Annotated in this window: 16 protein-coding genes; all 16 read right to left on the reverse strand. The window is 39.8% G+C overall.

What is annotated here, in order from left to right; all coding sequences use genetic code 11:
* Positions 1 to 37 precede the first annotated feature (37 nt).
* Positions 38 to 676 carry a hypothetical protein gene (locus tag LQ203_RS11105; protein WP_230158042.1) on the reverse strand — a complete coding sequence of 213 codons (639 nt, stop codon included), beginning with the start codon at positions 674 to 676 and terminating at the stop codon, positions 38 to 40.
* A 61-nt stretch (positions 677 to 737) separates the two neighbouring features.
* Positions 738 to 992, reverse strand: coding sequence for a hypothetical protein (locus LQ203_RS11110; RefSeq protein ID WP_230158043.1), 255 nt, complete (start codon positions 990 to 992; stop codon positions 738 to 740).
* Positions 993 to 1210: 218 nt separating this feature from the next.
* A complete protein-coding gene (locus tag LQ203_RS11115; protein ID WP_230158045.1) occupies positions 1211 to 1978 on the reverse strand; it encodes a FliA/WhiG family RNA polymerase sigma factor in 768 nt (255 codons plus the stop codon).
* Between the two features lie 130 nt (positions 1979 to 2108).
* Entirely contained in the window at positions 2109 to 2612 is a 504-nt protein-coding gene (locus LQ203_RS11120; protein ID WP_230158047.1) for a chemotaxis protein CheD, read from the reverse strand.
* Positions 2605 to 3243: a chemotaxis protein CheC gene (locus LQ203_RS11125; protein ID WP_230158049.1), complete on the reverse strand. Its 639-nt coding sequence runs from the start codon at positions 3241 to 3243 to the stop codon at positions 2605 to 2607. The genes LQ203_RS11120 and LQ203_RS11125 overlap by 8 nt, the downstream gene beginning before the upstream one ends.
* A 4-nt stretch (positions 3244 to 3247) precedes the next feature.
* A complete protein-coding gene (locus LQ203_RS11130) occupies positions 3248 to 3703 on the reverse strand; it encodes a chemotaxis protein CheW (RefSeq protein ID WP_230158051.1) in 456 nt (151 codons plus the stop codon).
* Between the two features lie 91 nt (positions 3704 to 3794).
* On the reverse strand, positions 3795 to 5846 hold the full coding sequence (locus LQ203_RS11135) for a chemotaxis protein CheA (RefSeq protein WP_230158053.1): 2052 nt from the start codon (positions 5844 to 5846) through the stop codon (positions 3795 to 3797).
* A 20-nt stretch (positions 5847 to 5866) separates the two neighbouring features.
* Entirely contained in the window at positions 5867 to 6964 is a 1098-nt protein-coding gene (locus LQ203_RS11140; RefSeq protein WP_230158054.1) for a chemotaxis response regulator protein-glutamate methylesterase, read from the reverse strand.
* 10 nt (positions 6965 to 6974) lie between these two features.
* The gene (locus LQ203_RS11145) at positions 6975 to 7841 is read right to left on the reverse strand and encodes a MinD/ParA family protein (RefSeq protein WP_230158055.1); all 867 of its coding nucleotides are present in this window, start codon (positions 7839 to 7841) and stop codon (positions 6975 to 6977) included.
* Complete coding sequence (gene flhF, locus LQ203_RS11150) at positions 7834 to 8979, reverse strand: flagellar biosynthesis protein FlhF (RefSeq protein WP_230158056.1); 1146 nt, start codon at positions 8977 to 8979, stop codon at positions 7834 to 7836. Before flhF ends, LQ203_RS11145 begins: the two co-directional genes overlap by 8 nt.
* Positions 8976 to 11012 carry a flagellar biosynthesis protein FlhA gene (gene flhA, locus LQ203_RS11155; protein WP_230158057.1) on the reverse strand — a complete coding sequence of 679 codons (2037 nt, stop codon included), beginning with the start codon at positions 11010 to 11012 and terminating at the stop codon, positions 8976 to 8978. Before flhA ends, flhF begins: the two co-directional genes overlap by 4 nt.
* Before the next feature lie 38 nt (positions 11013 to 11050).
* Complete coding sequence (flhB, locus tag LQ203_RS11160) at positions 11051 to 12133, reverse strand: flagellar biosynthesis protein FlhB (protein WP_230158058.1); 1083 nt, start codon at positions 12131 to 12133, stop codon at positions 11051 to 11053.
* A gap of 1 nt (position 12134) precedes the next feature.
* Positions 12135 to 12911: a flagellar biosynthetic protein FliR gene (gene fliR, locus LQ203_RS11165; RefSeq protein ID WP_230158059.1), complete on the reverse strand. Its 777-nt coding sequence runs from the start codon at positions 12909 to 12911 to the stop codon at positions 12135 to 12137.
* A gap of 3 nt (positions 12912 to 12914) precedes the next feature.
* A complete protein-coding gene (gene fliQ, locus LQ203_RS11170) occupies positions 12915 to 13184 on the reverse strand; it encodes a flagellar biosynthesis protein FliQ (protein ID WP_230158060.1) in 270 nt (89 codons plus the stop codon).
* Positions 13185 to 13198: 14 nt separating this feature from the next.
* Complete coding sequence (gene fliP / locus LQ203_RS11175; RefSeq protein WP_230158069.1) at positions 13199 to 13864, reverse strand: flagellar type III secretion system pore protein FliP; 666 nt, start codon at positions 13862 to 13864, stop codon at positions 13199 to 13201.
* A complete protein-coding gene (locus tag LQ203_RS11180; protein ID WP_230158077.1) occupies positions 13861 to 14520 on the reverse strand; it encodes a flagellar biosynthetic protein FliO in 660 nt (219 codons plus the stop codon). Before LQ203_RS11180 ends, fliP begins: the two co-directional genes overlap by 4 nt.
* Positions 14521 to 14535 lie beyond the last annotated feature (15 nt).

Genomic DNA, 14535 nt, shown 5'->3' on the forward strand with positions numbered 1-14535 from the left:
TAATATATCATAACGACTCTGCACAATCAAGAAATATTTATCTATTCATACGAAACTTTAGTAATAGTTCAATTTCCGTTTGGCCGCGATTTAACTTTTTGGCGATTTCTTTTATTGAATGTCCTTGATCAGCTAACATTTTCACTTGTTCATCTAGTGATCGTTCATTTAACGAAGCCTGTAACATGTCCGCAAATTCTTTACCGGTCGAATTACCCTCGAATGAGGGGGAAATGGCTGCTGCGGAAAGCTCCAATTTGTCCTCATCTATTACTGGTAAAGTATTGTACTCTTGTTCTTCAGGCATTTTTTTATAAGCGTTGATAGCCTGCTTTTTAAAGGTGACACGCCTTCCCTCATGATGCCCTTGCATCATGTTTTGTTCTTGCTTGACTTCTTTCTCTCCCATGGTTTCATATAATGGCCCATGTTCTTGTTCATTTGTATCAACCCCGGATTTCATCGCTACCGAATTGGTGAATGCCTGAACCAATGTCTCGTTATCTTCTTTCATCTCCATCAAATAACCAGACAAAAGTTGTTCCATTTCTCCTATGATTGCTTTTTGGTCTTTTTCCAGCTTACTTAAACGGTTTTGACGAAGATATAAAATGACGATGGCAAAAATGGTGAATATATTCAAAACAAACAACACAAACATAAAAAATACTAACATGTTGCCTCCTATAAACCGGAATAGTCAATCCTATTTCCTTTATACGGATGGGGATCTTTTTTCACTGCTGTTTTTTTCTGTTTATTTTTTTTCGAGTCTGCCCCTTGATTGCATTACCTTCCTTTTCATAAAAATGAGCAGGAAGCTTTTGCTCTTCACCTACTACGGTCTTTTGTTTTCTTTCTAAATCCTTTTTGACTTGATGGGCAGCATGATTCTGTTGGACCAAACTCTTTTGTTGATTTTGCTCTTGAATTTCCCCTGCATCCGAGGTTCTGGGGAGAGCAACTTGCATCTCAATCGCTTTTAAACTCATGGCCACCCACCTTTCTAAAAAAATATGCCTTGAATACCTTGCAAACCTGGACCTATTCTATTAGACTAAGTGCGGTTTAAAAAATTCTGTGATTTTGAAATGTTCAAGAAGGGGCATGACCAAATGATTAAAGGCGACAAGGTCGTGATTCTTCGACGTCGAAAATCGCACTCGTGACCTGTATGTATCCGTTGCAGCCATGTTCCCCCTAAGCATGTTTAATTCTTTTGATCTTGCATCGCATTTCTTAATTTATATATTGCTTTTGAGTGAATCTGGGAAATCCGAGATGTAGATAGGCTCATTACTTGTCCAATTTCGGTTAATGTTAGTTCCTCTTTATAAAAAAGTTGTAAAACCAACTGTTCTTTTTCATTAAGCGTTTCTATGACTTCGGCTAATTCCACATATAGTTCTTCCCTTAACACATGTTCCTCAGGTAAATCCGTTTTTTCATCTTTAATATGAAATTTTGTGCTTTCTTTATCGTCTTGTTCTTGAGGGTTTTCATCCATGGATAATACGTTCGCAAAGAAGTTTTCATTTATTGCAGCATATACATCATCTTCCGGTATATTCAATTCAGCTGCAATTTCATTTGGAGAAAGGTTCCTCATGTATTTCTGCTCTAGCTTTTCAATAGCAGACTCTATTTTCTTGGCTTTATCTCTTGCACTCCGTGGAAGCCAATCCTCTTTTCTTAATCCATCTAAAATAGCACCACGAATTCTAAATGAAGCATATGTGTCAAACTTCAGGTCTCGATTCGTATCAAAACGCTCAAGCGCATCGAATAACCCCATCATCCCTAAACTCCTGATATCATCACGGCTCACATTTTTAGGAAGACTTACTGAAATGCGTTGAACATGATACGATACAAGCGGGATGTATTTCTTGACCAAAATGTCCCCGGCCTGCGGATTTCTGCAATCAACCCAATTTTTCCAACATAATTGTTCTTCTTCGATGGTCAGATGAGACATTGGACATCCTCCTAACATTGTATACATTTAATGAACAATCGGCCCATTAAGGCCCAAGATGCAACAATAATTTGATTCTTGTGATCCTGTCATAATTTTAACTGCGCTTTTTTTAATGCTATTTCCGTTTCTATATGCTTTTTGTCCCTTTATTTACGGTCCGTATATTCAGTAAACAATCGTTCAATTTGAATTCGATCGTTCTCCCGCTATTCCCCCCAACATCTTCAGCAACGACTTGAATGCGCAAGTCAAGTAACTCTTTTTTGACTGCATCCACATTCCGGGGACCTATTCTCATTAAGTCCCCCCCTGAGGCAAATTGAAACATTTGCGCCCCGCCAGCCAACTTCGCTTTTAAGAATGGCATTCTTGCGCCTTCTTTTACTAAGAGATGCACTAATTCCTTAACAGCCGTATCCGCAAATTTAGCAACATTGATCTGACCCGATTTAGCGAGTGAAGAGTCAGGCAACATGACGTGAGCCAAACCGGCAATCCCTTTTTTTTCGTCATAAATCACAAGACCAACACAAGACCCTAGCCCGGAAGTACGGATCGAATGGGGAGGTTTTATAATATTCATATCCGCTATTCCGACCTTCACAACCTTGACATGTAACAAATCAGTCATTTAGTGTCACTCCCAAAGCGGCAAAAATGATATCGAAAAATTCAGGATCAGGCAATAAAAAGAAATGACCATCAAAGGATTCCGCATGTAGCTGATCTTTTTCGAGGACCGTATCAATGACAATGGCTGCGTCACTTACTTGGGATAATTCCAATAATCCATAGCTGATAGCCGCGCCTGCCATATCGATGCTCAATGACGGAACAGATGGATATAAATTCAATCCAGTGAAATCAGCTAGTGAAGATAGATAGGATCCCGATAATATATTCCCTAATTCCTGAAGACTAGAGAATGCCAATTCAGTATAGGGTGTAGAATCTATCGAAAAGGTTTCTTCACCAGTCATCTGTCGAATCAAGTATTGGGCTACTGGAAGCGTAAGGATTAAAAACATACTCCCAGATGCGTCACCTTCTATTCTAAGAAAAACGCTGGCAACGACGTGATCGGCCCCGCCGGCCATTTCCATCATTTCATCGAAGGATACGATTCGAACATTAGGAACATTCATATCTATTTTCCTATTAAGGATGGCTGAAAGCGCAGTTGCTGCATTTCCGGCTCCTATATTGCCAATTTCCTTCAAAATATCGAGTTGAAGAGGATTGATTTTTTCAATGAACGACATATGATTATCCTTCTTTTAACATATTTTCAGTCACTTCTAGACTTAATGCCTTTTCCAAATTAATTAAGACGAGCAGACGCTTTTCAATTTTTGCTACGCCGCTAATGTATTCTGAAGCCAAATGACCCACAACTTCAGGCTGCGGCTCAATACTATCCACTGGAATATCCAAAACATCATTAGCTGAATCCACTATTAACCCTACTTCCATATCATCCAGAATGACTATGATAATCCTTGTAGAATCATCGTATTCCACCTCTTCGAATCCAAAACGGACCCGTAAATCAATAATTGGGGTAATGACTCCCCTTAAATTGATGACTCCCTTAACAAACTGAACAGCCTTTGGGACTCTGGTTATATGCAGAAGCTTTTCAATTCCGCTCACTTTATCTACTGGAATGGCATATTCTTTATCTTTAATTTGAAATACGATTACTTTCATATCCTCCGACATCTATTCCCCTCCTCTTTGCAAAAAAATCATGATGATAGGTAAGCTAAATGTTAACCTGAAAGTGACACGGCTCTTCTTATTTTCCTATCAATCAATGAATCAATGTGTTGCAGTCTATGATTAAGGCTACTTGACCATCACCAAGAATCGTTGCCCCCGATATTGCAAATGCACTTGCTAAATAATTACCCAGTGATTTCAAAACGATTTCTAGCTGCCCGATAAATGAATCAACGACTAATCCTGCTAATTTATCTCCTTTTCTTACAATGACAACGGAGAGGAATTCTTCTTCTTCCTGACTGACAGGCACTTCAAAAATATCTTTCAAGAACAGAAGTGGCAGTACTTTCCCCCTGAAGTCAATAACTTGCTGGTTATGGGCATTCATGATATCTTCTCTTTTTATGATCGCAGTCTCTATAATAGAAGAAAGCGGTATAGCATATTTTTCGTTTTGAATCGCAACCAGCATGACTGAAATAATGGATAATGTAAGTGGAAGCTGAATAAGGAATATGGATCCTTCGTTCTCCTTGGAATCAATCGTGACTGAACCGCCCAGAGACTCGATTGTATTTTTGACTACATCCAGACCTACACCGCGCCCTGACACATCTGAAATGGTCTCTGCTGTTGAGAAACCAGAGGCGAATATCAATTCATAGATTTGCTTATCTGTTAGAGTGGAAGCCATTTCCCTAGTTAAAATCCCATTGGAAAGCGCCTTGTTCAAGACTCGCTCTTTATTGATGCCTGCCCCATCATCATCGATTTCAATGAAAACATGATTCCCGCTGTGATACGCTTTTAATTGGATTTTACCTTCTTCATTCTTCCCTTTCCCCAGACGTTCTTCAGGTGTTTCAATTCCATGATCCAGAGCGTTTCTTAATAAATGGACGAGAGGATCACCAATTTCATCAATGACTGTACGATCAAGTTCCGTTTCAGATCCGATGATTTCCAAATCAACTTTCTTGTTTAAATCCCTTGCTAATTGACGAACCATTTTTGGAAAACGATTGAATACCGTTTCCACAGGCACCATACGCATATTCAACACGATTGTTTGTAAATCACTCGTTATACGGGACATTCTTTCCACTGTTTCATGAAGTTCTTGATTATCCAAATCACTGGAAATTTGATTAAGTCTGCCTCTATCGATTACAAGTTCCTCGAATAAGTTCATTAATATATCCAGCCGTTCAATGTTTACCCGGATGGTCTTGCTTGACGCTGGCTTGACGGATGCCTGTTTTTTCTTCTCCTTATTATCAATTGGAATCTCGGCATCATTTCTCTCTTGTTCCTGTTTATTCACTGCAGTAATTTTATCCTCTTCAGTATTGTCCGCATGTCGCAAGCCTTCAAAATCAAGGGCATTCAGAACAACTCGATCCACTTCAGAAACCTTCATGATTTTTTTCTGTAGCTCTTCAGCCGATTCTCTTGTTACCATCGTGACTGTGAATTGTTGATCGAACTGCTCTTCTTCCAAAAGTTCAACGGGTGGATGCGACTTGATTACTTCACCTGATTTTTCAAGCACTTCAAATACCATAAACACGCGGGCAGCTTTTAAAAGACAGTCTTCACGCAAACCTATCGAAATTTCAAAGCTGTTGAACCCTTGCTCTTTGGACTGCTGAAGCACTGTCCATTCAAATTCATCGTACTCCCCCGCAGTCATTTCTTCCTTTCCAAGAACGGCAGAAGCTGCTGCAACCTCTGCAATGGAGGATGATAAAACTTGGAACTCCCCTTTTTCAATCAATTCAAGTTGATTGACAACCTTCACTACATCCCTTTTTCCATCTCCACCTTCAGCAATGGACATGACCATCGCCTCTAAATCATCAACCGCTAAAAATATCACATCAAACAATTCAGGCGTAAGTATGATTTGACTGTTTCGGATTGCATCTAAAACATTCTCCATTTTATGGGTTAAATTGGCTAAATCCTCATACCCCATAGTTGCCGACATCCCTTTTAAGGTGTGAGCGGAACGAAAGATTTCATTTACAATCGAGAGGTCTTCCGGGTTCTTTTCAAGTACAAGCAACTGTTCGCTGCATGTTTGAAGATGTTCTTTACTTTCTTCTATAAATACCTCTAGATACTGATTCATATCCATACAATCTCCACCTCCACGTGTTAACAATAGCTTATTATCGCTTTAGCTATCTTTTCCACATCCTCTATGTTGTCTATTAAATTGGTACTGATTGCTGCTTTCGGCATACCAAAAACGATTGATGTCTCCTGTGATTCGGCTATCGCTTTTAAAGGACCCTTTTGTTTCAACCGCTTAAGCCCTAACGTCCCATCCATACCCATCCCGGTCATGATAACGGCTATTTTCGCAAGATCCTTCATTTCACTTACTGATTCAAATAGAACATCCACCGACGGGCGATGTCCATTACGCAATTCGGTTTGATCCAAAAGGACTGCCCAACTCATTCCGACTTTCCTCACTTTCAAGTGAAAACCTCCAGGAGCGATGTAGGCGATTCCTTTTTGGATCAACTCCCCCTCTTCAGCTTCTTTCACTTGAATCTTACATAATGAATCCAGGCGTGTAGCCAAGGATTTTGTAAAACCGGGGGGCATGTGCTGGACAACAAGAATGGGCGCCTCAATATCTTCTGGCAGTTCTGTCAATACAGTCTGCAAAGCTTTTGGGCCACCTGTAGATGTACCAATGACTATAATTTTCTTATATCCATTGGACCATATTTTTTTATTTTTTTCGCTTTTTACCATTTCAATTGATTCTATTTTACTACACTTCAAAAAAAACGATGGGCTTCTTTCAATATTTAGAGCATTTTTTTGTAGTTTGTGAACATTTGCCCTGCTGGCTGCCATAACTTTCTCGTAAAGTTCTTTCTTAATTTTATGTAAATCCAGGGATATGGCACCTGATGGTTTAGCCACAAAGTCAAAGGCTCCACTATTCATGGCAGCAAATGTATTTTCCGTACCTATTTTCGTTGTACTTGATAGCATCACTACAGCGGTTGGACATTCATTCATGATCCGGTTTAATGCCTCCAAGCCGTCCAGAACCGGCATTTCCACATCCAAAGTCACGACATCTGGCTTTAAAGCCTTTATTTTATCTAAAGCTTCTATTCCATTTCTTGCAGTTCCGATGACTTCAACCTTGCTCTCCTCTGCTAAAAACTCTGAAATTAACTTTCTCATAAACGCAGAATCATCCACTATCAGCACTTTTACTTTATCCATATAAGGAGACCTACTTTCCAAGAAAATATCTCTTCATATTTCGGAGGAAATCGCTTTTTTGCAAAGTCACTTCTCCCTCAAATGAATGGTTTACATATCTCGATGCAATGTCCACAATTGCTTTGGATACATTGGCTTTTGAATCGAAAAGGATAAAGGGAATTTGTTTTGTAACAGCTCTTGAAACAGTTCTATCATCAGGTAAATACCCTAGTGCAACGGTTTCTAGACCCAAAAATTTCACTAGTGCATTTTGGAGCCGCTCTATCGTTTCTTTCCCGTCCTTACTCGTGAAAACCCTATTGCAAACAAGGAAAAGTGGAATACCTTTATTGACTGAATGAATATATTTCATTGCGGAGTATGCATCCATGATAGAAGTCGGTTCAGGCGTCGTAATAACGAATAATTCATCCACACATAATATGAATTTGATCGAATCCTGAGTTATACCAGCACCCATATCAAATAAAATATAATCGTAGTTCGCCAACAATGAAATGAATTCTTCATTAAAGCGGGTATAGCTTTCTTCATCTAGTGAAAAGAGATTCGTCAGCCCTGTTCCACCAGTAATGATGGAAATGTTCCCGGGACCTTCGGTGATAATATCCTTCAAACAACAATCATTTTCAAAGAAATCAATAATACTGAGGGGGGAATGTTGCCCAATCAATATATCAATATTCCCCATGCCGATATCCATGTCGAATACCAGGACCCTTTTCCCCCTTTTGGAAAGGGCTATGGAAAAGTTCAGGGAAAAGTTTGATTTTCCCACTCCACCTTTGCCACTTAAAACGGCAATTGTCCTAGCCATTGATTGATTATGACGGGATTCCAATCGTCTTCGTAAGTTCTCAGCTTGATCATTCAAATTTTTCAGCCCCAAAAGCCATTTTCAATACCTGTGATGAAGTAGCTATTTCAATATCGTCTGGCACATTCTGTCCATTTGTTATATAAGCGGCTCCTAATTTATGAGCGTGTATAAAATTAAATATTGCTCCGAAAGTGGAAGTCTCGTCCGCTTTTGTAAAAATGACCTGTTTAATCGGTATGGCCGAAAACTGCCGATAAATATCTTCCATATCCTTTTGCTTAGAGGTTAATGACAACACTAAATAGGTTTCCATCTCATCTGTAAAATGGATGATTTCATGAAGGTCTTTTACATATTGCGGGTTACGAAAATTTCTCCCGGCCGTATCTATAAAGACGTAATCATAGTGGGAGAAGCGTTCAGCCGCCTTTTTGAAATCTTCCAAATTATAAGCGACTTCAATCGGAACGTTTAAAATCTTTGCATATGTCTTAAGCTGATCTATTGCAGCAATCCTGTACGTATCCGTCGTAATGAACGCCACTTTTTTATCATGCTTCAACATGGTTTCCGCAGCTACTTTTGCAAGAGTGGTAGTCTTTCCCACTCCTGTTGGACCAACAATATTAATATATTTTTTTTGCAGCCCTTGTTTTCCATTTTCAACCTTATCCAGAATCCCGAACATGGCTTCTTCCAACCAAACCTGAACTTCTTCATCAGTGGCTTTTTGTTTGAAAATAAACCATTTTTCAAGTAGTTCTTCCATGATTTGTGACCGCAGTGATATATCCACTTCCTGCTCCGTTAGGTAATCGTGGATTTTCTGAAGTTTTTCTGGATATTCCCTACCAGATGAATTGATTTGTATATTTTTGATCATTTCTTTCAAACCTTCAATTTCTTGTAATAAATCAGAACTTGCCCTTTTGTTTTCATTAAAATCAGGTGCACTTTCCAATTCCGGTTTCAAAGGCACCCTCTTCGTTTTTTGTTTACTTACCGTTTGGTTAGGTTGGGAAACTGGATCAATGGCTGCAATGACTTCAATATTCCTCTTTTTGAATAATCCTAGGAAGCCACTAGTATATACAGGCTTTGAACTTAGGATGACCGCATCACTGCCTAGTTCCACCCTTATTCGCTTCATCGCCTCGCTCATTGATGGTGCCAAATATTTCTTTACCTTCAATCGATATTCACCACCCCTACACTTTGTACTTCTACATTGGATTCAAGCTCATTGTATGAAAGAATCGGTACATTAGGAAAATAACGTTCCGTTAATTGCCTGGCATACATCCTTACTGCTGGAGAGCAGAGTAAGATCGGTTGGTGATCCATTAATGTCAGCTCTTCCAATTTCGCAGCAATTGCCTCCAATATAGATTGCGATACAGTTGGATCAAGTGATAAAAAGTTACCATGTTCAGTTTGCTGAACACCATCCGCTATTGTTTTTTCCACTTTACCCGATAATGTTATGACTTTAATTCTATTTTCATCTGTAATAAAAGAATTCGTTATTTGTCTGGCTAGATTTTGACGTACATATTCAGTAAGTAAATCTGTGTCAGTCGATAACTTCCCATAATCCGCAAGTGTTTCGAAAATGATCGGCAAATTCCTTATAGAGACTTTTTCCTTCAATAACTTTGCCAATACCTTTTGTACATCGCCAATCGACAAGGGATTCGGGGTGACTTCCTCTACAAGTATCGGGGAAGATTCATGGAGATGATCGATCAATTGTTTCGTTTCCTGCCTGCCTAATAATTCCTGTGCATTGGCCTTTATGACTTCCGTCAAGTGAGTGGATACTACACTTGGGGGGTCTACAACCGTATATCCCATCATCTCCGCATGTTCCTTCATATCTTCCGTGATCCATTTGGCTGGTAAACCGAAGGATGGTTCTATCGTATCGATTCCCTCTATTGAATCATCCTCTATCCCCGGGCTCATGGCCAAGAAATGATTAAGAAGCAATTCCCCTTTAGCCATGACACTTCCTTTAATTTTCAGCCGATACTCATTAGGGTTCAACTGAATGTTATCACGTATTCTGACGACAGGAATGACAAGCCCCAATTCAATAGCAAGCTGTCTGCGGATCATGACGACTCGATCAAGCAAGTCCCCCCCTTGATTGGCGTCTGCAAGTGGAATCAGTCCATATCCAAACTCAAATTCAATCGGATCAACACTTAAAAGGTTAACGACGCTTTCTGGACTTTTCATTTCATCGGTTTCCAGCACCTCTTCCATTTCTTGTATTTCACTCTCATCCTGCTTTGGTATCCTTGAAATTGTATACCCGCCAATGACTAATAAAGCAGCAATCGGCAATGTGAATAAGTCGGAAATGGGAGTGAATAACCCTAGCAGAAAAATGGTCGCTGCTGTTAAGTAGAGCATTTTAGGAAATTGAAATAACTGTTCAACAATATCTGCTCCGAGGTTGCCATTCGAGGCTGCCCGGGTTACGACTATTCCTGTTGCTGTGGAAATCAATAAGGCAGGCACCTGACTGACGATACCATCACCAACTGATAACATCGAAAAATGTACGGCGGACTCTGCAAAAGTCATGTCCAATTGCATGATGCCAATGATCATACCAAAAATTAAGTTAATGATGACAATGATGATGCCAGCAATGGCGTCCCCTTTAACAAACTTACTTGCCCCATCCATGGAGCCATAAAAGTCTGCTTCGTTGCTTATTTTTTCCCTTCTGACACGTGCTTCGTTTTCGGAAATCATCCCAGCATTTAAATCTGCATCAATGGCCATCTGTTTCCCTGGCATCGCATCTAGCGTAAACCTGGCAGCCACCTCGGAGACCCGTTCCGATCCTTTCGTGATGACAATGAAATTGATGATGACCAAAATGATGAACACAACCAATCCTACAAGTACGTTACCTCCGACTACAAACGATCCAAAGGTTTCTACAACTCCTCCAGCATCACCATATGTCAAAATGGAACGAGTCGTCGAAACATTCAACCCTAGCCTGAACAATGTCAGTAAAAGGAGTAAGGAAGGAAAGATAGAAAATTCGAGAGGTTCTTTCATATTCATCGTAGTCAATAGAACCAGCAGCGCAAGAGAGATATTTAAGAGGAGTAAAATACTTAACAACCATGTTGGCAATGGAATGACCAACATGGCAACGATCAGGATGACGCTCGATATAACAACTAAATCTCTTGCTCGCATGTTTTTCTCTCCTAACTAACGGGTTACCTGTTACTTCTTTACAGCTTACCTTTGGTTTTATATACAAAGGCGAGTATTTCAGCGACCGCCTTAAAGAACTCCTCAGGTATCGCCTGGCTTAATTCCGCTTGATCATATAAAGACCTTGCCAAAGGCCGATTTTCCACCATGATCACATCGTTTTCTTTTGCAATAAATTTAATTTTCTGAGCAACAAAATCAACGCCTTTTGCTACTACAACCGGAGCCTCTGCCTTATCTTCATCATATTTTAAAGCAATTGCAAAATGCGTCGGATTAGTGATGACGACATCCGCATTGGGAATTTCCTGCATCATTCTTTGAGCCGCCATCTGCCTTTGCTTTTGCTTGATCTTGGATTTGATAAGTGGGTCCCCTTCGGAATTTTTATATTCATCCTTAATATCCTGTTTGGACATTCGGATGTTTTTTTCAAAGTCATATTTTTGATACAAATAGTCTAATAGCGCGATGAACAATAAAGCCACGGCAGCATAAAACCCAACTTTAATCGTAATATCCGCCAATGTTGACATCGCTTCTTCCACAGATGTCTGTGATAAAATCATAATCTCGTCCATACGTTGCCAAAGTACATAAAAGGCAACAAAACCAACAAAAGATATTTTAAGTATGGATTTCAATAGTTCAACAATGGCTCTCATGGAAAAAATACGTTTGAATCCTTTTATGGGATCCAATTTTTCAAGTTTGAACTGAATGGATTCTGCTGAAAACATAAACCCAATTTGCATGACATTCGCCAAGATCCCAGCCACTATTGCTGCTGCAAAAACGGGCCCAAGGACCAGACCCATCTCCTTCAAAACCTCAATCATGATAATTTGTACATTTTCCTCGCTGAATCCAGCCAGAGTAAAATGTTGCAGATATTCTTTCATGAGTCCGAGCAAATGCTTGTACATATAGGGCCCCATGATAAATAGCACTGCAAATACAGCAATTAAATTCACAGACGTATTTACATCCTGACTCTTTGCCACCTGTCCTTTTTTCTTCGAATCCTGACGTTTTTTTGGAGTCGCCTTTTCGGTCTTCTCACCAGCGAAAAACTGTAAATCCAGTTGAAATCTCTCCATATCAAACGCCTCCAATCAGCTGCATTAGATGACGCATCGTCAAAAGCAAGAAATTGAAAAGTTGGGTGACAACCGTCATCATCATCCCCATAACCAGTACTATGATCGCTAAGCCAGCTATGATTTTCACTGGAATTCCGACAACGAACACATTTAATTGAGGAACTGTCCTTGCCAGGATTCCCAGTGTGACATCCACTAAAAAAATGCTCCCCACCACTGGCATGGACATTTGAAAAGCAATCATGAAGGCTTTGCTGAACGCTTTGGCCAAGTATTCTATCAATGTATGATCTCCGAATGGTACGAATAATTGGTCAATCGGGATGAACTGATAACTGTAAAAGATTCCATCCAAAAGCAAATGATGGCCGTTTGTGCTTAATAGGAATAATAGAGCGATTGTATAAAGGTATTGTCCCAACAACGGGCTTTGAGCCCCAGTTTGGGGATCGATGACATTAGCAATTGAAAAACCCAACTGAAAATCAATCAATCCACCTGCGATTTGAACGGCCGATAAAATCATATAGGCAGCGAATCCTATGAAAAGTCCAACAAGCGCTTCCTTAATGATTAATAAATAAAATGTGACATCCAAGTCCAGAACAGGGGCTTCAATGGTATAGTACATGATCCAGGCAAGAAAGATTCCAAGCCCTACACGATGTTGAATCGGTATTGAACGATACGAAAAAATCGGCATAGCCACAAAAAACGTAGTGACCCTGACCACAATTAATAAAAAGGCGGGAAAGTGCGGAAATATTTCCTCCATGCCCTACCCTACAAATCGATTCAGGTTACCGAATATTTCATTGGCGTATGATAACAGATGGCTCAGCATCCATGGAGCCAGTAAAATGAGCCCCAATAAGACTGCCACGATTTTTGGAACGAATGCCAAGGTTTGTTCCTGAATCTGGGTAGTCGCCTGAAAGATACTTACTAATAGGCCTACAATAAGAGCGATCACCATCAATGGGCCAGCGATAATCAATACCATATAAATTCCTTTTTCTGCTACATCAATAACAAACTCTGCACTCATTTTTTCTCACCTGCTTAAAAACTCTGTAATAAAGACTTCACTACTAAATACCATCCGTCAACTAGAATGAACAGGAGGATTTTAAATGGGAGGGAAATCATGACTGGCGGTAACATCATCATCCCCATCGACATCAGGACACTTGCAACTACCATATCAATCACCAGAAATGGTATGAAAATCATAAAACCTATTTGAAAGGCTGTTTTGATTTCACTGATTGCAAAAGCTGGTACAAATGCAGTCAAGGGAATGTCCTGTACCGTTTCCGGCTTATCCACCTTGGCATATTCCAAAAATAATGCCAGATCCTTTTGCCTTGTATGCGCACTCATGAATTCCTTAAAAGGTATGGAGGCCTGCACATATGCCTCTTCTAAATCTATTTCTTCATTAAATAACGGAGTTAATGCTTTCTCATTCACTTCCTGAAAAGTCGGTGCCATTATAAAAAAGGTCATGAAAAGAGCTAGTCCGACCAGTACCTGATTCGGAGGCATCTGCTGTGTAGCTAGCGATGTTCTTACAAAACTCAGGACAATGATGATTCTTGTAAAACACGTCATCAGGATCAATATGCTTGGAGCCAGCGATAATACGGTCATTAGAAGAACAAGCTTGACGGAAGTAGAGGCATTAGTGGGATCACTGTTATTGAAAAACTCCATGAACTCATTCATTCATTGTCTCTTCCTTTCCTATCAAGCTCATTTAATAGCTTCTTCCTGCTATCAGACATTTGATCAAGTTGACTTTCGAGCTCTGAAGAAAAACTAGCGGTTTCGGATTCTCTATTCTTCAACCACTTATTTTTCAATTTAGCTGCAAACTCCCCAGGCTGAATCATTTGATCCAACTTATCGTTATAATCTTTCAAAAGCTGTTCATATTCCAAAGGATCATCTATTTCTTTCAAGAGTTGAATATTTTCACCAACCCCGATTACCAATATTCGCCCTCCGATTTTAACAAGTTGAACAGAACGATTTGCACCAAGGCTCGTACCGCCTAAATTCTCTACAGAATTTGCCTTTTGGTACGATTTACTCTTTTTATTGATGAACTTCAATATGATATACAGAAGTGCCACTACAAAAATAGTAGCAAATATCATCCTGAGAAATTCCCAAACGGTAATCCCGACTTTATCCGGATTAGAAGCCTGATTGTTAGATTGAGAGTCTATCGATTTTTCATTATCTACTTTCTGATCATCTGGCTGCTCATAAACTTCCTTCACTGTTTTATCTAGATCTTCCGCATGGGCCGGAATGGCCCCAGAGAAGAGTACTGCTATCATCAGTGGGACCTGAAGCCATTTTTTTATAAAAAACAATATGAAGACACCCTC

Source organism: Peribacillus sp. Bi96, from assembly GCF_918698115.1.
Taxonomy (GTDB): domain Bacteria; phylum Bacillota; class Bacilli; order Bacillales; family DSM-1321; genus Peribacillus.